The organism is Streptomyces sp. NPDC058284 (assembly GCF_042881135.1).
Taxonomy (GTDB): Bacteria; Actinomycetota; Actinomycetes; order Streptomycetales; family Streptomycetaceae; genus Streptomyces.
In genome coordinates this window covers 187,567-207,400 of sequence record NZ_JBHVYE010000016.1, presented here as the reverse complement: position 1 = coordinate 207,400, position 19,834 = coordinate 187,567, and the positions used below count along the sequence as shown (strand labels likewise).

General features: G+C 70.3%; 14 protein-coding genes. 9 read left to right on the top strand and 5 right to left on the bottom strand.

Annotation, left to right across the window (positions count from 1 at the left end; all coding sequences use genetic code 11):
- Positions 1–44: 44 nt before the first annotated feature.
- From ACFVYR_RS23085 to metH, 4 genes are all read right to left on the bottom strand, one after another.
- Positions 45–1,631 (bottom strand): ABC transporter substrate-binding protein, encoded by a 1,587-nt coding sequence (locus ACFVYR_RS23085; RefSeq protein ID WP_384251702.1) that lies wholly within the window; start codon positions 1,629–1,631, stop codon positions 45–47.
- Positions 1,632–1,701: 70 nt separating this feature from the next.
- A complete protein-coding gene (locus tag ACFVYR_RS23080) occupies positions 1,702–3,309 on the bottom strand; it encodes an ABC transporter substrate-binding protein (RefSeq protein ID WP_384251699.1) in 1,608 nt (535 codons plus the stop codon).
- Positions 3,310–3,646: 337 nt separating this feature from the next.
- The gene (locus ACFVYR_RS23075) at positions 3,647–4,342 is read right to left on the bottom strand and encodes an HAD family hydrolase (RefSeq protein ID WP_384251696.1); all 696 of its coding nucleotides are present in this window, start codon (positions 4,340–4,342) and stop codon (positions 3,647–3,649) included.
- 99 nt (positions 4,343–4,441) lie between these two features.
- Complete coding sequence (gene metH, locus ACFVYR_RS23070; protein WP_384251693.1) at positions 4,442–7,978, bottom strand: methionine synthase; 3,537 nt, start codon at positions 7,976–7,978, stop codon at positions 4,442–4,444.
- A gap of 306 nt (positions 7,979–8,284) precedes the next feature.
- Here metH and ACFVYR_RS23065 point away from each other — a divergent pair, with 306 nt between their 5' ends.
- From ACFVYR_RS23065 to mtnB, 7 genes are all read left to right on the top strand, one after another.
- Positions 8,285–9,049, top strand: a complete 765-nt coding sequence (locus tag ACFVYR_RS23065; protein ID WP_384251690.1) for an IclR family transcriptional regulator — start codon at positions 8,285–8,287, stop codon at positions 9,047–9,049.
- Positions 9,050–9,479: 430 nt separating this feature from the next.
- Entirely contained in the window at positions 9,480–10,271 is a 792-nt protein-coding gene (locus tag ACFVYR_RS23060) for an MIP/aquaporin family protein (RefSeq protein WP_384251685.1), read from the top strand.
- Positions 10,272–10,341: 70 nt separating this feature from the next.
- The gene (glpK, locus tag ACFVYR_RS23055; protein ID WP_384251683.1) at positions 10,342–11,889 is read left to right on the top strand and encodes a glycerol kinase GlpK; all 1,548 of its coding nucleotides are present in this window, start codon (positions 10,342–10,344) and stop codon (positions 11,887–11,889) included.
- 5 nt (positions 11,890–11,894) lie between these two features.
- Complete coding sequence (locus tag ACFVYR_RS23050; RefSeq protein WP_384251681.1) at positions 11,895–13,505, top strand: FAD-dependent oxidoreductase; 1,611 nt, start codon at positions 11,895–11,897, stop codon at positions 13,503–13,505.
- A 200-nt stretch (positions 13,506–13,705) separates the two neighbouring features.
- Positions 13,706–14,296 carry an acireductone dioxygenase gene (locus ACFVYR_RS23045; protein WP_384251678.1) on the top strand — a complete coding sequence of 197 codons (591 nt, stop codon included), beginning with the start codon at positions 13,706–13,708 and terminating at the stop codon, positions 14,294–14,296.
- Positions 14,293–15,021: an acireductone synthase gene (gene mtnC / locus ACFVYR_RS23040; protein WP_384251676.1), complete on the top strand. Its 729-nt coding sequence runs from the start codon at positions 14,293–14,295 to the stop codon at positions 15,019–15,021. The genes ACFVYR_RS23045 and mtnC overlap by 4 nt, the downstream gene beginning before the upstream one ends.
- Positions 15,018–15,647 (top strand): methylthioribulose 1-phosphate dehydratase, encoded by a 630-nt coding sequence (gene mtnB / locus ACFVYR_RS23035; RefSeq protein WP_384251673.1) that lies wholly within the window; start codon positions 15,018–15,020, stop codon positions 15,645–15,647. Before mtnC ends, mtnB begins: the two co-directional genes overlap by 4 nt.
- 144 nt (positions 15,648–15,791) lie before the next feature.
- On the opposite strand, the gene mtnA is transcribed toward mtnB, so the two are convergent.
- A complete protein-coding gene (gene mtnA, locus ACFVYR_RS23030; protein ID WP_384251671.1) occupies positions 15,792–16,853 on the bottom strand; it encodes an S-methyl-5-thioribose-1-phosphate isomerase in 1,062 nt (353 codons plus the stop codon).
- Positions 16,854–17,208: 355 nt separating this feature from the next.
- On the opposite strand from mtnA, the gene ACFVYR_RS23025 reads away from it, so the two are divergent.
- Both ACFVYR_RS23025 and ACFVYR_RS23020 read left to right on the top strand, forming a co-directional pair.
- Positions 17,209–18,285 carry a BMP family ABC transporter substrate-binding protein gene (locus ACFVYR_RS23025; RefSeq protein WP_384251668.1) on the top strand — a complete coding sequence of 359 codons (1,077 nt, stop codon included), beginning with the start codon at positions 17,209–17,211 and terminating at the stop codon, positions 18,283–18,285.
- The gene (locus ACFVYR_RS23020; protein WP_384251665.1) at positions 18,269–19,834 is read left to right on the top strand and encodes an ABC transporter ATP-binding protein; all 1,566 of its coding nucleotides are present in this window, start codon (positions 18,269–18,271) and stop codon (positions 19,832–19,834) included. The genes ACFVYR_RS23025 and ACFVYR_RS23020 overlap by 17 nt, the downstream gene beginning before the upstream one ends.

The window sequence follows — 19,834 nt, the reverse complement described above, 5'->3', positions numbered from 1 at the left end:
CGGGGGGACGGCCACCTTCGTCGGTACGTACGCGGAGTCGTGCGTCAGCCCTTGCTGATCTCCCAGAAGCGGAAGACGGTGGACGCGTCGAGGCAGGATTCCAGGCCGTAGACGCTGTCGCGGACGACGGCGTACTGCTTGGCCTGCCAGACCGGCAGGACGGGCAGCTGGTCGGCCACGATGTCCTGCAGTTCGTCGTACTGCTTGTCGGTCTTGCTGCGGTCGCTCTCCGTGGCGGTGGCCGGGATGATCTTCCGGGTGATGGCGCTGTTCTGGAAGTTGTTGTCCAGGACGTTGCCCTTGCCGAAGAACGGCTGGGTGAAGTTGTCGGGGTCCGGGTAGTCGGGCACCCAGCCCTTGACGTAGACGCCGTACTTGCCGGCCTCGATGTCCTTCTCGTACTGCTCGAAGCCGACGGACTTGACGTCGGCGTCGAAGAGGCCGGAGGCGTTGAGCTGCTTGGCCACGGCCTTCAGCTCCTGGTCCGTCGCCGGGCCGTAGCGCGAGGGGGTCGACCAGAGGGTGAGCTTGACCTTGCCGTTGATGCCGTCGCCGTGCAGTGCGGCGGCGGCCTTCGCGCGCTGCGGGCGGGCGCCGTAGGTGTCGAAGAAGGCGGTGCTGTGGCCGCCGATGCCCGCCGGGACGATGGAGTAGAGCGGCGTCGCGGTGTCCTGGTAGACCTCCTTGACCAGGGCGTCGCGGTCCAGGAGGTAGGCGATGGCCTTGCGTACGCCGAGCTTGCCCGCCACCGGGTCCTTCATGTTGAAGACCAGGTGCTGGACCTCGGCGCTCGTGCCCTCCACGATGTTGACGTCCTGGCCCTCCTTGGAGGTGTCCCGCTCGATGTCCGCGATGTCCGCGGGGGCGAGGCCTCGGTAGGCCAGGTCGATGTCACCGCCCAGGAGCGCCTTCTTCAGGCCCTTCTGATCGCCGTGGAAGAACTTGATGGCCACGCCGTCGTTCTTGGTCTTGGCGGTGCCCCGGTAGTCGGAGTTGACGGAGAAGGTCGCCTGCTCCTTGGTGAACGAGTCGAGCTTGTACGGTCCCGATCCGACCGCCTCGCCGTCCGTGCGCAGGGCGTTCATGTCGTACTCGCGGTGGTCCACGATGGAGCCCGCGCCCGAGGCGATCTTGCTGGGGAAGGTCGCGTCGGAGTACTTCAGCTTGAAGACGACCGTCTTGGCGTCCGGGGCGACGACCCGGTCGAGCATGGGGAACATGATCGCCGGTCCGGCGTCGTCCTTGATCTTCCGCATGCGGTCGAAGGAGAACTTGACGTCCTTTGAAGTCAGCGCGTTGCCGTTGCTGAACTTGAGTCCGTCACGCAGCTCGCACTTGAAGACTTTCGCCTTCGTGTCCGTGAAGCCGCACTCCTTGGCGGCCTCCGGCTCGGGCTCGGTGGCGCCCTTGGGGAAGCTCAGGAGCGACTGGAAGACGTTGTTGAACAGGAGCCAGGAACCGGGGTCGTAGCCGGATGCCGGGTCGGTGGCGAGGACGTCGTCGGACATCCCCATCACGACCGCGTCGCCCGTGTCCCCCGCACCGCCCGATTCCGTGCCGCAGCCGGTCAGCAGGGCGGCGGCGAGCCCTCCCGTGAGGGGAAGGGCCAGCCACTGGTTACGACGATTCACTTACGTGCCTTCGGTGTTGTGTACGTTGCGCTGAACTTGAGGGGGCCGGAGCGGCCTTCGGGCGTCGGCGTCAGCCGCTGACGCCGCGACTGAGCTCCCACAGCTGGAGGTTGGACGACGAGTTGAGGGCCCATGCGACGCCCGTGATGTCGTCGCGTGCCGCGATGAACTGCTTGCCCTGCCAGAGCGGGAGCACCGGTACGTCCTCGGCGACGATGTCCTGGATCCTGCGGATGCTCTTGGAGGCGGCGAGCCGGTCGGCCTCGCGTCGCGACGTCGGGATCAGCTGGTCGTTGATCGTGTCGTTCACGTACGGCGAGCCGAGGAAGTTGTCCTTGTCGAGGAAGGGCGCGAGGAAGTTGTCGGCGTCGGGGAAGTCGGGGAACCAGCCCATGCCGTAGGCCGCGTACTTGCCGTCGCGCTCGGCCGCGCGGAAGGTGTTCCACGGGACGCCCTTGATGGTCACGTCGAACAGGCCGGACGCGTTCAGCTGCTTGCGCAGCAGCTCGAACTCCTTCTTGGTGCCGGGGCCGTAGTGGTCCGTGGTGTAGTGCAGCGTCATCTTCACCGGGGTGGAGATGTTCGCCTTCTGAAGGAGGGTGCGCGCCTTGGCCGTGCTGGGGTTGCCGTACTTGTTGAAGAACGAGTTGGCGTGGCCGGTGATGGTGGAGGGCACCAGGGAGTAGAGCGGGTCGGCCGTCGAGCCGTACACCGAGGAGGCCAGCGCGCCGCGGTCGACGAGCTGGGCCATGGCCTGGCGGACGGCCTTGTTCTTGGCCGTGGGCGCGTCGGTGTTGAAGGCGAGGTAGCGGATCTCCAGACCCTGCATCTCGACCAGGTCGATCTTCTTGCTCGATCCCGCGTCGAGCTCGCGGACCTGCTCGGGCGACATGGTGCGGGTCATCAGGTCGATGTCGCCGTCCTCGAGCGCCTTGCCCATGGCGTCGGTGTCCGCGAAGTTGCGCAGCTCGACCTTGTCGCTCTGCACCTTGAACCCGCCCTTGTACGAGGGGTTCTTGGTGAACACCGTCTTGACCAGGCGGTTGTCCTTGATCTCCGGCTCCGCGGTGTAGGGGCCCGAGCCGGAGATGTCGAAGCCGTCGCGCAGCTTGGTCTTGCTGTAGTGCTCCTTGCTGACGATGCCCGCGGTGGGGGTGGCCAGCTTGAAGGGGAAGGTGGCGTCCGGCTTCTTGAGGTGGAAGACGATGTCGCGGTCGCCCTGGACCTCGATCTCGTCGACGTTGGAGACCAGGCCGTCCGAACCGCTGGGGTTCTTGATCTTGATGTCGCGGACCCGCTCGATGGAGAACTTCACGTCGGCGGCGGTCAGCGGCTTGCCGTCGGAGAACGTCATGCCCTTGCGCAGCTTGCAGGCGTAGCGCTCGTTGCCGGTGTCGGTGAAGCCGCACTGTTCGGCGGCCTCGGGCTGCGGGTCGCCGCCGCCGCGCGGCATGGCCATCAGCGTCTGGACGGTCTGGCGCAGGAGGTTCCAGGAGCCGGCGTCGTAGGCGTACGCCGGGTCGAAGGGCGCCGGGACCTCCTTGGAGATGGCGAACGCGTCCGTGGTGCCGACCGCGACCGGCTTGTCGCCGTCCGAGCCGTCCGAGCCGCCGCACGCGGCGAGCGCGGGGGCGAGCAGACCTATGACTGCCGGCAGCACCAAAGTCTTGCGGTTCATGCTCGACGTTCTCCAGAGCTGTTGAATCCCGTGAATCCCGCAACGCGGGGTGAGGGTTGGTGGGGCACGGGGGTGGGGCGATGTTCTCGCGACGAGATTAGTCCGCACCAGGTGAGCGCCGGAGGGGGCGTAAGACCTTAATCAATCACGCTGTGAAACCGGGCGTGGACGCACCGATAACCCGACACCGGAAGGTTTCGTGCACGCTCCCACCAATCGGGACACAACGCCACACCACTCGGGCCCCGGCAGGGGCTCCGTGCACAGCCGATCACCCCTGTCGACCCTCATTGGAGTGGGAAACGTCACACGTCCAATGGGGTCGCGGGCAGAGCTGTCAGAGGGTCATCAGGCCTTGCAGGAAAGGCAGGTTGACGGCTTCGAGGGAGGGGACGACGGTGCGGCCCGCGACGGCGGGGATGGGTGCGACGGACGGCACGGCCACCACGCGGCAGCCCGCGGCCTCCGCCGAGGCGACGCCGGTCGCGGTGTCCTCGACGACGGCGCACCGGGTGGGGTCGGCGCCGAGGCCGCGGGCGGCCAGGAGGTAGGGGTCGGGGTGGGGCTTGGTGCGGGCCACCTCGTCGCCCGCGACGGTGAGCGCGAAGTGGTGGGCGCCGATGGAGTCCAGGACGCGGTCGATGATGCGGCGGTGCGACGCGGAGACCAGGGCGGTGGGCACCTCGTGCGCGGCGAGTTCGGCGAGCAGGCGCGCGGCGCCCGGCATCAGTGGCAGGGAGCGGCTGATGCGGTCCTCGAAGCGGTCGTTGAGCAGCACGGTGAGCTCGGGGACCGTGATGTCCGCGCCGGTGGCTTCGATGAGGAAGCCGGCGCTGCGCGTCATGGGGCCGCCGACGACGACGTCGCGCCAGGCCTCGTCGAGCGCGTGGCCGAGGGAGGCGAACGCCTCGACCTCGGCGTCCCACCAGAAGCCCTCGGTGTCCACGAGGGTGCCGTCCATGTCGAGGAGCACACCCTGCAGCGCGGAGGCTTCGGCCATTTGGGTGCCGAGCGCGGGAACCGTACTGGTCATGCGACCACACCTTCCGTAAGGGACGAGAAGGCCGGCTGCCTCCTATTGCGGGAAGGCAACCGGCCTGCACTGGACCGACCAGTGTACGACTGCGCCGGATCAGCGCGCGTTGAAATATTTCGCCTCGGGGTGGTGGATGACGATGGCGTCGGTGGACTGCTCCGGGTGGAGCTGGAACTCCTCGGAGAGCTGGACGCCGATCCGCTCGGGCTGGAGCAGCTCGGCGATCTTGGCGCGGTCCTCCAGGTCGGGGCAGGCGCCGTAGCCGAGGGAGAAGCGGGCGCCGCGGTACTTCAGGGCGAACATGTCCTCGACGTCGGCCGGATCCTCGCCCGCGAAGCCCAGTTCGGAGCGGACGCGGGCGTGCCAGTACTCGGCGAGGGCCTCGGCCAACTGGACGGAGAGGCCGTGCAGTTCGAGGTAGTCGCGGTAGGAGTCGGCGGCGAAGAGTTCGGCGGTGGCCTCGCCGATCCGGGAGCCGACGGTGACGACCTGCAGTCCGACGACGTCGGTCTCGCCGGATTCCTCGGGGCGGAAGAAGTCCGCGAGGCAGAGCCGTCGGCCGCGGCGCTGGCGGGGGAAGGTGAAGCGGGTGCGCTCCGAGCCGTCCTCACCCAGGATGATCAGGTCGTCGCCCTTGGAGACGCACGGGAAGTAGCCGTGGACGACGGCCGCCTCCAGCATGTTCTTGGTGTGCAGCTCGTCCAGCCAGCCGCGCAGGCGCGGGCGTCCCTCGCTCTCGACGAGTTCCTCGTAGGAGGGGCCGTCGCCGGTGCGGGCCTGCTTGAGGCCCCACTGACCCTTGAAGAGCGCGCCCTCGTCCAGCCAGCTCGCGTACTCCTTGAGCTGGATGCCCTTGACGACGCGGGTGCCCCAGAACGGCGGGGTGGGGACGGGGTTGTCGGTGGCGACGTCGGAGCGGGCGGGCTGGTCGTCCTCGTCGCTCTCCAGGACGGCCGCCGTCGCCTTGGTCGGTACGCGGCGCTGCTTGAGTTCGGGGAGGGTGGCGCCGGGCACGCCGCGCTTGACGGCGATGAGGGCGTCCATGAGGCGCAGGCCCTCGAACGCGTCGCGGGCGTAGCGGACTTCGCCCTCGTAGATCTCGTGGAGGTCCTGCTCGACGTAGGCGCGGGTCAGGGCGGCGCCGCCGAGGATGACGGGGAAGTCGGCCGCCATCTTGCGCTGGTTGAGCTCCTCCAGGTTCTCCTTCATGATCACCGTGGATTTCACCAGGAGGCCGGACATGCCGATGACGTCGGCCCGGTGCTCGGCGGCGGCGTCCAGGATCGCGGCGACGGGCTGTTTGATGCCGAGGTTGACGACGTTGTAGCCGTTGTTGGAGAGGATGATGTCGACGAGGTTCTTGCCGATGTCGTGCACGTCGCCGCGGACCGTGGCCAGGACGATGGTGCCCTTGCCCTCGTCGTCGGTCTTCTCCATGTGGGGTTCGAGGTGGGCGACGGCGGTCTTCATCACCTCGGCGGACTGCAGCACGAAGGGCAGCTGCATCTGGCCTGAGCCGAAGAGCTCGCCGACGACCTTCATGCCCTCCAGAAGGGTGTTGTTGACGATGTCGAGGGCGGGGGTGTCCTGGAGGGCCTCGTCCAGGTCGGCTTCCAGGCCGTTCTTCTCGCCGTCGATGATGCGGCGCTGCAGGCGCTCGTCCAGGGGCAGGGCGAGGAGCTCCTCGGCCTTACCCGCCTTCATCGACTTGGTGGAGACGCCCTCGAAGAGCTCCATGAGCTTCTGCAGCGGGTCGTAGCCCTCGGCGCGGCGGTCGTAGATGAGGTCGAGGGCGGTGGTGACCTGCTCGTCGTCGAAGCGGGCGATCGGCAGGATCTTCGAGGCGTGCACGATCGCCGAGTCCAGTCCGGCCTTGACGCATTCGTCGAGGAAGACGGAGTTGAGCAGGACGCGGGCGGCCGGGTTCAGGCCGAAGGAGATGTTGGAGAGGCCCAGCGTGGTCTGTACGGCGGGGTGGCGCTTCTTCAGCTCCCTGATCGCCTCGATGGTGGCGATGCCGTCCTTGCGGGACTCCTCCTGGCCGGTGCAGATGGTGAAGGTGAGGGTGTCGATGAGGATGTCCGACTCGTGGATGCCCCAGTTGCCGGTGAGGTCGTCGATGAGCCGTTCGGCGATGGCGACCTTGTGTTCGACGGTGCGGGCCTGGCCCTCCTCGTCGATGGTCAGCGCGATCAGGGCGGCGCCGTGCTCCTTGGCGAGCTCGGTGACCTTCGTGAAGCGGGACTCGGGTCCGTCGCCGTCCTCGTAGTTGACGGAGTTGATGACCGCGCGGCCGCCCAGCTTCTCCAATCCGGCCCGCAGGACGGGGAGTTCGGTGGAGTCGAGGACGATCGGCAGGGTGGAGGCGGTCGCGAAGCGGCCGGCCAGCTCGGCCATGTCGGCGACGCCGTCGCGGCCCACGTAGTCCACGCACAGGTCGAGCATGTGCGCGCCCTCGCGGATCTGGTCGCGGGCCATCTCCACGCAGTCGTCCCAGCGGCCCTCCAGCATGGCCTCGCGGAACTTCTTGCTGCCGTTGGCGTTCGTCCGCTCGCCGATCGCCATGTACGCGGTGTCCTGGCGGAACGGCACCGACTGGTACAGCGAGGCGGCGCCCGGCTCGGGGCGCGGCTCGCGGGGGGTGAGCTCCTGGCCGCGCACCCGCTCGACGACCTGGCGCAGGTGCTCGGGGGTGGTGCCGCAGCAGCCGCCGACCAGGGAGAGGCCGTATTCGCGGACGAAGTTCTCCTGGGCGTCGGCCAGTTCGGGGGCGGTCAGCGGGTAGTGGGCGCCGTCCTTGCCGAGGACGGGCAGGCCCGCGTTGGGCATGCAGGAGATCGGGACGCGCGAGTGGCGGGCGAGGTAGCGCAGGTGCTCGCTCATCTCGGCCGGGCCCGTGGCGCAGTTCAGGCCGATCATGTCGATGCCCAGCGGCTCCAGGGCGGTGAGGGCGGCGCCGATCTCGGAGCCGAGGAGCATGGTGCCGGTCGTCTCGACGGTGACCGAGCAGATCACCGGGAGGCTGGCGCCGGTGGCGTCCAGGGCGCGGCGGGCGCCGAGGATGGCGGCCTTGGTCTGCAGGAGGTCCTGGGTGGTCTCCACCAGGAGCGCGTCGGCGCCGCCGGCGATCATGCCTTCGGCGTTGGTCTGGTAGGCGTCGCGCAGGACGGCGTACGGGGCGTGGCCGAGGGTCGGGAGTTTGGTGCCGGGGCCCATCGATCCGAGGACCCACCGCTGCCGGCCGGTGTCGCGGGTGAACTCGTCGGCCACCTCGCGGGCGATGCGGGCGCCGGCCTCGGAGAGCTCGAAGTTGCGCTCCGGGATGTCGTACTCCTTCAGGGCCGCGTAGTTCGCGCCGAAGGTGTTGGTCTCCACGCAGTCGACGCCGACGGCGAAGTACTCCTGGTGGACGGAGCGCACGATGTCGGGGCGGGTGACGTTCAGGACCTCGTTGCAGCCTTCCAGCTGCTGGAAGTCCTCCATCGTGGGGTCCTGGGCCTGGAGCATGGTGCCCATCGCGCCGTCGGCCACCACCACGCGGGTGGCCAGGGCCTCGCGGAGGGCGTCGGCTCGGGTCCTGCTCTCGGACGACACGGGCGTGGACTGCGACGACGGGGTTGGCGACGAGGCCATGAAAGAGCTCCCTGGAGTGCGACGGCTGTCGGCTTTGCGCCTTCTGGCTGGAGGGCGCACTCGGTCAGGGTAGCGGGGACCGGCCGTGCCGTGGTGGAGGAGTCCACGAGGCGGACTCGCGGGGTGGGTCCCGGCCGGTTCCGGTACTTGACAGTGCGGGGGCGGCGCCCGGAGGGAGGAGTGTGGGGGAACACGTGCCGTCCGCGCATTAGCGGGAGGTCGACAACGACCGATAGTGTTCAGCATTGTCGAACGTCGACTCAGGTGCGGCGACATCACGCGAGGGGAACGGAGGCAGGGGCTGCGATGGCACGCAACATCCAGTCGCTCGAACGGGCCGCGGCGATGCTGCGACTGCTCGCGGGCGGGGAGCGACGGCTCGGCCTCTCGGAGATCGCCTCCGCCCTCGACCTCGCCAAGGGCACGGCGCACGGCATCCTGCGCACCCTCCAGGCGGAGGGCTTCGTGGAGCAGGACTCCGCGTCCGGCCGCTACCAGCTGGGCGCCGAGCTGCTGCGCCTGGGCAACAGCTACCTGGACGTGCACGAGCTGCGGGCCCGCGCCCTGGTGTGGACCGACGACCTGGCCCGTTCCAGCGGCGAGAGCGTCCACCTCGGCGTCCTGCACCAGCAGGGCGTGCTCATCGTCCACCACGTCTTCAGGCCCGACGACAGCCGCCAGGTCCTGGAGGTGGGGGCCATGCAGCCGCTGCACTCCACGGCGCTCGGCAAGGTCCTCTCCGCGTTCGACCCGGTCGCGCACAACGAAGCCGTCGAGGTGGAGAGCAAGCGCTTCACCGCCCACACGGTGACCGACCCGGACGACTTCGAGAGCGTCCTCGACCTGACCCGCGCGCGCGGGTACGCGGCGGACGTCGAGGAGACCTGGGAGGGCATCGCCTCCGTCGCCGCCCCCATCCACGACCGGCGGCGCATGCCGGTGGGCGCGGTCGGCGTCACCGGCGCCGTCGAGCGCGTCTGCCGGGACGGCGAGCTGCGGCCCGAGCTGATCGCCGCGGTGCGGGACTGCGCGCGCGCCGTCTCCCGCGATCTGGGCGCCGGCCGCTTCTGACCGGGGCTTTCCCCGAGTCCCACGCCGCCGCGTACGCCACCCCGCCTGCGCCACCCCGCCTGCACCACCCGCGTACGCCCCCGCCCGCGCCACCCGCTCACGCCACCCCGCCCCCCGGGCGCCTCAGCGCGCAGGCGGCACGCTCCCGGCCGGCGACCGACGCACCCGCGCGGGCCGGAAATCCGCAGGCGGAGGCCGATAAGGCGGAACGATCAATAACGATCGTGTTTTCAATAACAGAACTCTTGACGACTGAGTAACCCCGGGGTGAGACTCGCGTCCATCGGTCGGCATTGTCGAACACCTACCGGCATTACGCGCTAGAGTGTGACAAGGCCAAGGGCCGGCACAACGACCTCACCTGAGGTCGCGGACCACCGGAGGGACCCGGGGTTCGCCTTCCCCTGGACGAAGGACAAAGGAGTCGCGGGTGTCCAGCTCCGACATCTTCATCGGCGAGACCATCGGTACCGCCGTGCTCATCCTGCTCGGCGGTGGCGTGTGCGCCGCCGTCACGCTCAAGCGCTCAAAGGCCAAGGACGCCGGCTGGCTCGCGATCACCTTCGGGTGGGGCTTCGCCGTACTGACCGGCGCCTACCTCGCGGGGGGCGTCTCCGGCGCCCACCTCAACCCGGCGGTCACGCTCGGCCTCGCCATCGAGGGCGGCACCAAGTGGAGCGACGTACCGCTCTACCTGGGCTCGCAGCTGCTGGGCGCGATGATCGGCGCCGTTCTGGTGTGGGTCACGTACATGGGCCAGTTCAAGGCCCACCTGACCGACCCCGAGATCCTCGCGGCGCAGCCCGCCGAAGAAGGCATGGTCGATCAGAAGGCCGCCCCCGCGGCAGGACCGGTGCTCGGCGTCTTCTCGACGGGGCCCGAGATCCGCAACTACGTCCAGAACGTGCTCACGGAGATCATCGCCACGGTCGTCCTGGTCCTCGCCATCCTCACGCAGGGCCTCAACGACGGCGGCAACGGCCTCGGCACCCTCGGCGCCCTGATCACCGCGCTCGTCGTGGTGAGCATCGGCCTCTCGCTCGGTGGCCCCACGGGCTACGCGATCAACCCCGTCCGTGACCTCGGTCCGCGCATCATCCACTCCGTGCTCCCGCTGCCGAACAAGGGCAGCTCGGACTGGTCGTACGCCTGGGTGCCGATCGTCGGTCCGCTGATCGGCGGCGCCATCGCCGGCGGTCTCTACAACGTGGCGTTCAAGTAGACCCACGTAAGCGACCGATGACCGCCACAGACGCTTGAGAGCCGTCAGCAAAGAACTACTGGAGCACACCGTGACCGACGCACACACCGCAGGCCCCTTCATCGCGGCCATCGACCAGGGCACCACCTCGAGCCGCTGCATCGTCTTCGACAAGGACGGCCGGATCGTCTCCGTCGACCAGAAGGAGCACGAGCAGATCTTCCCGAGGCCGGGCTGGGTCGAGCACGACGCCGCCGAGATCTGGACCAACGTCCAGGAGGTCGTCGCCGGAGCCGTCTCCAAGGCCGGCATCACCAGAGACGACATCAAGGCGATCGGCATCACCAACCAGCGTGAGACCACGCTGCTGTGGGACAAGAACACCGGCGAGCCGGTGCACAACGCCATCGTCTGGCAGGACACCCGCACCGACGCGCTCTGCAAGGAGCTCGGGCGCAACGTCGGCCAGGACCGCTTCCGCCGCGAGACCGGCCTCCCGCTGGCCTCCTACTTCGCGGGGCCCAAGGCCCGCTGGCTGCTCGACAACGTCGAGGGCCTGCGCGAGCGCGCCGAGGCGGGCGACATCCTCTTCGGCACCATGGACTCCTGGGTCATCTGGAACCTGACCGGCGGCGTCAACGGCGGCAAGCACGTCACCGACGTCACCAACGCCTCCCGCACCATGCTGATGAACCTGCACAAGATGCGGTGGGACGAGCGGATCTGCGAGTCCATCGGCGTCCCCACGCAGATGCTCCCCGAGATCCGCTCCTCCGCCGAGGTCTACGGCGAGGTCACCGGCGGAAAGCTCGGCGATCTGCTGGGCGGCATCCCCGTCGCCTCCGCGCTCGGCGACCAGCAGGCGGCCCTGTTCGGCCAAACCTGCTTCGACGAGGGCGAGGCGAAGTCCACGTACGGCACCGGCACCTTCATGCTCCTGAACACCGGTGACAAGGCCATCAACTCCTACTCGGGCCTGCTGACCACCGTCGGCTACCAGATCGGCGACCAGAAGCCGGTCTACGCCCTGGAGGGCTCCATCGCCGTCACCGGTTCGCTGGTGCAGTGGATGCGCGACCAGATGGGCCTGATCAACTCCGCCGCCGAGATCGAGACGCTCGCGTCGTCGGTCGAGGACAACGGCGGCGCCTACTTCGTACCGGCCTTCTCTGGCCTCTTCGCCCCGTACTGGCGCTCCGACGCCCGCGGTGTGATCGCCGGCCTGACCCGGTACGTCACCAAGGCGCACATCGCGCGCGCCGTCCTGGAGGCCACGGCCTGGCAGACCCGCGAGATCACCGACGCCATGACGAAGGACTCCGGCGTCGAGCTCGCGGCCCTCAAGGTCGACGGCGGCATGACCTCCAACAACCTGCTGATGCAGACCATCTCCGACTTCCTCGACGCACCCGTGGTGCGCCCGATGGTGGCCGAGACGACCTGCCTCGGCGCCGCCTACGCCGCCGGTCTCGCCGTCGGCTTCTGGTCCTCGACCGACGAGCTGCGCGCCAACTGGCGCCGGGCCGCCGAATGGACCCCCCACATGGACGCGGGCACCCGCGACCGTGAGTACAAGAGCTGGCTCAAGGCCGTGGAACGTTCCATGGGCTGGCTCGACGAGAACGCTGCCGAGGAGTAAGAACCATGACCACCCTGCAGAGCGTCCCCGCCCTCGGGACGCATCCGGCCGCCGGTTCCCACCAGAGCCGCGCCGAGACCCGGGAGCAGCTTTCCAAGGCGACGTACGACCTCCTGGTGATCGGCGGCGGAATCCTGGGCATCTCCACCGCCTGGCATGCCGCGCAGTCGGGGCTGCGGGTGGCCCTGGTGGACGCCGCCGACTTCGCCGGTGCCACCTCCTCCGCCTCCTCCAAGCTCCTCCACGGCGGTCTGCGCTACCTGCAGACCGGCGCGGTGAAGCTGGTCGCGGAGAACCACTTCGAGCGTCGCGCGGTCTCCCGCCAGGTGGCCCCCCACCTGGCGAACCCGCTCACCTTCTACCTGCCCGTCTACAAGGGCGGCCCGCACGGCGCGGCCAAGCTGGGCGCGGGCGTGTTCGCGTACAGCGCGCTGTCCGCGTTCGGTGACGGCGTCGGCCACCTGCTCTCGCCCTCCAAGGCCGCGCAGGACGTGCCGGAGCTGCGCACGGACAACCTGAAGGCCGTCGCCGTCTACGGCGACGACCAGATGAACGACGCCCGCATGGCCCTGATGACGGTCCGCGCGGCCGTCGAGGCCGGCGCCGTCGTCCTCAACCACGCCGAGGTCACCGGGCTGCGCTTCACCAAGGGCCGGGTCACCGGCGCGGAGCTCAAGGACCGCATGAGCGGTGACGAGTTCGGCGTCAACGCCCGCCTGGTCCTGAACGCCACCGGGCCGTGGGTCGACCACCTGCGCAAGCTGGAGAACCCGAACGCGGCGCCCTCCATCCGCCTCTCCAAGGGCGCGCACCTGGTCCTCAAGCGCACCGCCCCCTGGAAGGCCGCGCTGGCCACGCCGATCGACAAGTACCGCATCACCTTCGCCCTGCCGTGGGAGGACATGCTGCTCCTCGGCACCACGGACGAGGAGTTCGAGGGCGACCCGGCGGACGTGCGGGTCACCGAGTCCGACACCGCCCAGATCCTGGACGAGGCCGCGTTCTCCATCCGCGACCAGCAGCTGTCCCGCGATCTGATCACGTACTCCTTCGCGGGTCTGCGGGTGCTGCCCGGCGGTCCCGGCGACACCTCGAAGGCCAAGCGCGAGACGGTCGTCACCGAAGGCGCCGGCGGCATGCTGTCGGTGGCGGGCGGCAAGTGGACGACGTTCCGCCACATCGGTCGTACGGTGATGAAGAAGCTGGAGTCCCTCCCGGGGCACCCGCTCGGCGACGACTACGAGCCGATCTCCGAGCTGCCGAAGAAGCTGCCGCTGCCCGGTATCGCCAACCCGCGCGCGGTCGCGCACCGGCTCCTGGTGGACGGTCCCGCGCCCGGCCCGCGCATGGCCGCCGACACCGCCAAGCACCTGGCGACGCACTACGGCTCGCTCTCCTTCGACATCGCCCGCCTGGCGAACGAGAACCCCGAGCTCGCCGAGCGCGTCCACCCGGACGCCCCGGAGATCTGGGCCCAGGTCGTCTACGCCCGCGACAACGAGTGGGCCGAGACGGCGGACGACGTGCTGCGCCGCCGCACGACGCTGACGATCCGGGGCCTGGCCACGGACGAGGTGCGCGGCAAGGTCGAGGACCTGCTGGGCAAGAAGGCCTGACGGATTCCTCCGTATCTGACGGACTCCTCCGTAGAGGAGCCGTAGAGGACCGTTGGAGGGTCGGTAAGGGGCGGTCGCCATGGCGACCGCCCCTTACGCGTGTACTGGGCCGGGCCGTCCACGCTGTGGGACGCCCTGTGCTGCGCCGACGGTGCGGACTACGATCCGAAGATCAGCCCTGACCTGCCCTGGAGTGACTCATGACTCTCCTCACGACCTGGCCGGAGACCGGCCCCGAGACCGTCGTGCGCCGTACCTCGGATCCGGCTGAGATCGCGGCCGCGCTCGCTCCGGTGGGGGTGCGGTACGAGCAGTGGCCGGTGCGCGAGGACGTGCCGGCCGACGCCGACAGCGACACCGTGTTCGCCGCGTACCGCACGGAGATCGACAGGCTCAACGCCGAAGAGGGCTTCAGGACCGTGGACGTGGTGGCGCTGCACCCGCCGGCCGGCGACGACCCCGAGTGGGCCGGGAAGGCGAAGGCCGCCCGGCAGAAGTTCCTCGCCGAGCACACGCACGACGACGATGACGAGGTGCGGTTCTTCGTCGCGGGCGCCGGGATCTTCTACCTCCACGTGGGCGGCGAGGTGCATGCCGTGTACTGCGAGAAGGGCGACCTGCTCGGCGTGCCGCGCGGCACGACGCACTGGTTCGACATGGGGACGTCCCCCGCGTTCACGGCGATTCGCTTCTTCCACGAGGAGGACGGCTGGATCGGCACGTTCACGGGCAGCCCGATCGCGGACCGCTTCCCCGACTTCGACGAGATCCACGCGGGGTACGCCGCGTGACGGAGCACAATCCGGGCGCCGTGGACGCCGTGGTGCTCGACATCGAGGGCACCACGAGCGCCACGGGGTTCGTGGTGGACGTGCTGTACCCCTACGCCCGCGAGCGGTTCGGTGAGCTGCTCGCCTCGCGGGGCGCCGAGCCGGAGGTGGCGCGGGCCGTCGCGCAGGTGCGGGCGGAGATCGGCGAGCCGGACGCGGACGCGGCGCGGGTGGAGAAGGTCCTCGGCGAGTGGGCCGACGCCGACCGCAAGGCGACGCCCCTGAAGACGCTCCAGGGCATCCTGTGGGCGGAGGGTTTCGCGCGCGGCGAACTCGTCTCGCACTTCTACCCGGACGTCATCCCGGTCCTCCGGCGCTGGCACGCGGACGGAGTACGGCTGTACGTGTACTCCTCCGGGTCCGTGGCCGCGCAGCGGGCATGGTTCGCGCACTCCGCGGAAGGCGATCTGCTGGATCTCGTCAGCGGTCTGTACGACACACAGAACGCGGGCCCCAAGCAGGAGGCGGCGTCCTACCGGGCCATCGCCTCGTCCACCGGGGTCGCCCCCGGGCGGCTGCTCTTCCTCTCCGACCGGCCCGGCGAGCTGGACGCGGCGCGGGCCGCGGGCTGGCGGGTGGTCGGGGTGCGCCGGGCCGGGGAGCCCTATGCCGACGCCGACTTCGGCGACCACCCGCAGGTCTCGGCCTTCTCCGGGATCACCCTTGCCACCGGGAGCAGTTCATGACCGAGACCACCACCGCGGCCATGGATCTGGCGGAGGCGGGCGCCGTGCTCGCCGCGGAGGCCGCGCGGTTCGCTTCGTTCGGGTGGATGCGCGGGACGTCCGGGAACCTCTCCCTGGTCCTCTCGCGGGATCCGCTCCGGCTCGCCGTCACGGCGAGCGGCCGCGACAAGGGCGAACTGACGGCGTCGGACGTGGTGCTGACGGACGGGCAGGGGGCGGCGGCCGGGCCGGGGCGTCCCTCGGCCGAGGCGGCGCTGCACGCGCGCGTCGTGCGGCTCACCGGTGCGGGCGCGGTGGTGCACGTCCACACGGTGGCGTCGGTCGTCGTGGGGCAGCGCTCCCCCGACGGGATCCCCTTCGAGAACCTGGAGATGCTGAAGGGGCTCGGGCATCCGACGCACGAGGTGGCGGTGACGCTGCCGGTGATCGAGAACAGCCAGGACATGGGGGTGCTCGGGGATCGGCTTGAGGCGGCGCTGCGGCCGGGGATGCCGGCGGTGGTGGTGGCCGGGCACGGGATCTATGTGTGGGGTGCGGATCCTCGCGAGGCGCGGCATCGGGCCGAAGTCGTGGAGTGGCTGCTTGAGTTGGAGCTGGAGCGGGGGCGGGGGCGGGGGCGGGGCTGAGGTTTTGCCTCCGGCGGTTCTTTCCCCGATTCCGCCCCTTCCCGAATGTTCCGGCTCCGCCGGGCGGGGCTCGGTTCTTCACCGGCTCCGCCTCGTTCGTCCTCGAACGCCGGACGGGCTGTGATCGGCTCTCTGCGCTCGCCCTCAGACGCCGGGCATTCCCTCCGGCAGCTCCCCCTTCGATATCTCCCGTACGCCCCGCTCCGTCACCAGTGCCGTCACCAGGGAGCCGGGGGTGACGTCGAAGGCGGGGTTGTGGCCTCGGGAGTCCGCCGGGGTGGTGCGGATGCCTGCCCACTCCAACACCTCGTTCTCCGGGCGGAGTTCGATGTGGATGCCGTCGCCCGTGGCCGTCGCCAGGTCCACCGTGGTGGTCGGTGCCGCCACCATGAACGGGATGCCCGCGTGCGCGCAGGCCAGGGCGACGCCGACCGTGCCGACCTTGTTGGCGGTGTCGCCGTTGGCCGCGATGCGGTCCGCGCCGACGATGGCCGCGTCGACCTCGCCGCGCAGGATCGTGCCGGCCGCCGCGCCGTCCGCCTGGACGTGGTGCGGGATGCCTTCCTGGGCGAGTTCCCAGGCGGTCAGGCGGGCGCCCTGGAGGAGGGGGCGCGTCTCGTCGGCGTACACCGTCTCCAGGCGTCCCCTGGCGTGAAGTTCGCGGATGACGCCGAGCGCCGTTCCCCAGCCCGCCGTGGCGAGGGCGCCGGTGTTGCAGTGGGTGAGGATGCGCAGCGGGCGGTCCGTGCCGGGCGCGACGCGGTCGAGGAGCCAGTCGGCGCCGTACGCGCCCATCGCGTGGTTGGCCGCGAGGTCCTCGCGGACGATCGCGTCGGCCTCGGCGAGGACCGCGTCGATGCCCCGGTCGACGTGGGGCCGCACGCGGTCGACGCACACCATGAGGTTCACCGCGGTGGGCCTGGCCTCGCGGACGCGGGTGATCTCGGCGTCCAGGCGGGTCCGGTCCCAGCCCTCGCGTGCGGCCTGGGCCATGGCGACGGCGACGCCGTAGGCACCGGCCGCGCCGATGGCGGGGGCGCCGCGCACGACGAGGCGGACGATCGCGTCGACCACGCCGTCGACGGTCGTGACGTCGAGGCGTTCCAGGGAGTGCGGGAGCGCCGTCTGGTCGATGAGGGAGAGGGACGGCACGCCGCCCTCCACGGCCGCCGTCCAGGTCACGGCGCGCAGTTCCTGGCTGTTCATGGGGGTCAACTCCGAGTGCGAGGGGGGCGTTTCCGGCCATGGGAGGAGGGGTGCCGTCACCGTACCCGACGTGCTCGAACCACATGTCGAGACGACCGCACGGCCGTCCGAATTCCGGTGCTACCCTCGCCGCCACCCAGGACAGATCGATCCGATCGACGGTGCGAGGAGGACAGCCATGGCCACGAAATCCGGCGCGATGTGCTGCCCCGCCGTGTCCTGTGGCCGCCGAATGTGCCGCTGTCGCCGCTGTTTCCGCTGAGCGACACCGTTCCAGCACGTACGACTCTCCTGTCACCACGTACGACTCTCCTGTCACCGCCCGTGCCCCGGGCACCTCCACGAAGGCGATGCCATGCCCCTGCTGTCTCCGCGTACGCGCACGCCCCTGAGACTCACCGCCGCGACCGTCGGCGCCGTCCTGCTCGCCACCGGCTGCAACGCGGCGGCGAAGGACGGCGCTTCGGGCGGTGAGGGAGGCGGCAAGGCGTTCACGCTCGTCACCCCCGACCCCGTCGCCCAGAACGAGTTCCTCAAGCTCGCGGTGTCCGGGGTGAAGGCGGCCGCGAAGGCGCACGACGGCTCGCAGAAGGTGTTCCAGAGCAGCGACACCGACTCCCGGCAGCAGAACGTCGCCTCGGCCGTCGACTCCGCGCCCGACGTCATCGCGCTCGTCGGCTTCGAGTTCGCGGACATCGTGGCGCAGCAGGCCGAGGCCCACCCGAAGCAGCAGTTCCTGCTCGTCGACGCGTGCACGAAGAAGACGTACGAGAACGTCACCTGTGCCGTCTTCCGTGAGCACGAGGCCGTCTTCCTCGCGGGCGCCGAGGCAGGACTGCTCACGAGGAGCAAGGAGGTCGGCGCCGTCGACGTGCTCGACACCCCGCAGTTCCGGCGGTACAGCGAGCCCTTCGCGGCGGGCGCGAAGAAGGTGAAGCCGGGCGTGCGGTCCCGGACGCTGTTCGTCGGCGGGCAGTCGCCGTTCAACGACGCGGCGCGCGCCAAGGACCAGGCGTCGACGCTCGGGTCGGGCGGCGTCGACCAGGTCATGGCGGCCGCGGCCGCGGGCAACACGGGTGTCTTCCAGGCCGCGAAGGCCGCGCAGGCGAAGGGCGGCAAGGGCTTCACGGCGTACGGCGTGGACGCCAACCAGTGCCTGACCAGCCCCGGCGAGGTCGTCGACAACGTCTTGAAGAAGACCGACGTGGCCGTGGAGAAGGGCATCGGGCAGATCCTCGGCGGCAAGGGCGGCACCACCGTGTCGTACGGCCTCAAGGAGGGCGGCATGTCGCTGACCGGCCTGGAGCCGGGGCTCAAGGACTCCGAGTGCCTGATCGCAAAGCCCGCCAACGCCGACGTGCTGGCGCGCGTCAAGAAGCTGCGCGACGACATCGCGGCCGGAAAGCTGACCGTCGATGACCCCGCGGCCTGAGCCGGACGGCGCCCCCCACGCCGTCGAACTGCGGGGCATCACCAAGGAGTTCCCCGGCACCCTCGCCAATGACCGCGTCGACCTGACTGTCCGGCGCGGTGAGATTCACGCCCTGATGGGTGAGAACGGCGCGGGCAAGTCGACGCTGATGTCCGTCCTGTACGGGCTGCTGCGCCCGGACGCCGGGCAGATCCTGCTCGACGGGCGCGAGGTGTCCTTCACGAGCCCGAGCGAGGCGATCGCCGCGGGCCTCGGGATGGTGCACCAGAGCTTCAAGCTGTTCCCGTCCTTCACGGTCGCGGAGAACGTCGTGTACGCGGCCGAGCCGCGCCGGTTCGGTCTCACGGACCGGGCGGAGGCGGTGCGGCGGGTCGCGGCGCTCGCCGAGGAGCACGGGCTCGCCGTCGATCCGTCGGCGAAGGTCGGTGACCTGCCGGTGGGGGTGTGCCAGCGGGTGGAGATCCTCAAACTCCTGTACCGGGGTGCCCGGACGCTCATCCTGGACGAGCCGACGGCCGTGCTGACGCCGGCGGAGGCGGACGCGCTCTTCGGGGTGCTCCGCTCCCTGGCCGACGACGGCCGCACCGTCCTTCTGGTCACGCACAAGCTGCGCGAGGTCATGGAGGGCAGCGACGCGGTGACCGTGCTGCGGGACGGGCGGGTCGCGGCGCGCATGCGGACCGCGGACACGAGCGCCGACGCCATCGCGGCGGCCATGACAGGGCGCGCGGTGGAGCTGGACCGGGTGCATCAGGACGGCTCCCCCGGCGGCGCCGTCCTGACGGTCGAGTCCCTGACGGCGGACGGGGTGCGGGACGTGTCGCTCACCGTCCGCGCCGGGGAGATCGTCGGCGTCGCGGGGGTCGCGGGCAACGGCCAGTCCGAACTGGTCGAGGCCGTCGCGGGGCTGCGGCCCGCCGTCGCGGGCCGGGTCAGGCTCGCCGGGCAGGACGTCACCGGCGCGTCGGCCGCGGAGCGGCGTGCGGCGGGGCTCGCGTACGTCCCCGAGGACCGCACGGCGGTCGGCACGGCGCCGGCCGCGACGGTCGCGGAGAACCTCGCCATGGGCCACCACCGGGGGCACGGCCTGCTGCGCCCCGGATGGTTCCGCGAGCACGCGCGCGTGCTCGTCGAACGCTTCGGCATCAAGGCCGCGTCGACGGGACAGCCCGCGGGCTCGCTCTCCGGCGGCAACCTCCAGAAAGTCGTGATCGGTCGCGAACTGGCCCACGAAGCGCCCCTGCTGATCGTCGAGCAGCCCACCCGGGGCGTCGACATCGGCGCCGTCCAGACGATCCACGACCACCTGGTCGCGCACCGCGACGCGGGCCACGCGATCCTGCTCGTCTCCGCCGAACTCAGCGAGATCCGCGGCCTCTCGGACCGGGTCCTCGTGATGTACGAGGGCGGGATCGCGGCGGAGTTCACCCGCGCGGAGGCGGACGAGCGGACGCTGGGCCTCGCGATGGCGGGCGGAGCGCCCGACGGGTCCGCCGCATCCCCCGCCACGGCGCCCGTCCCGTCCGCCCCTTTCAAGGAGGCCCGCTGA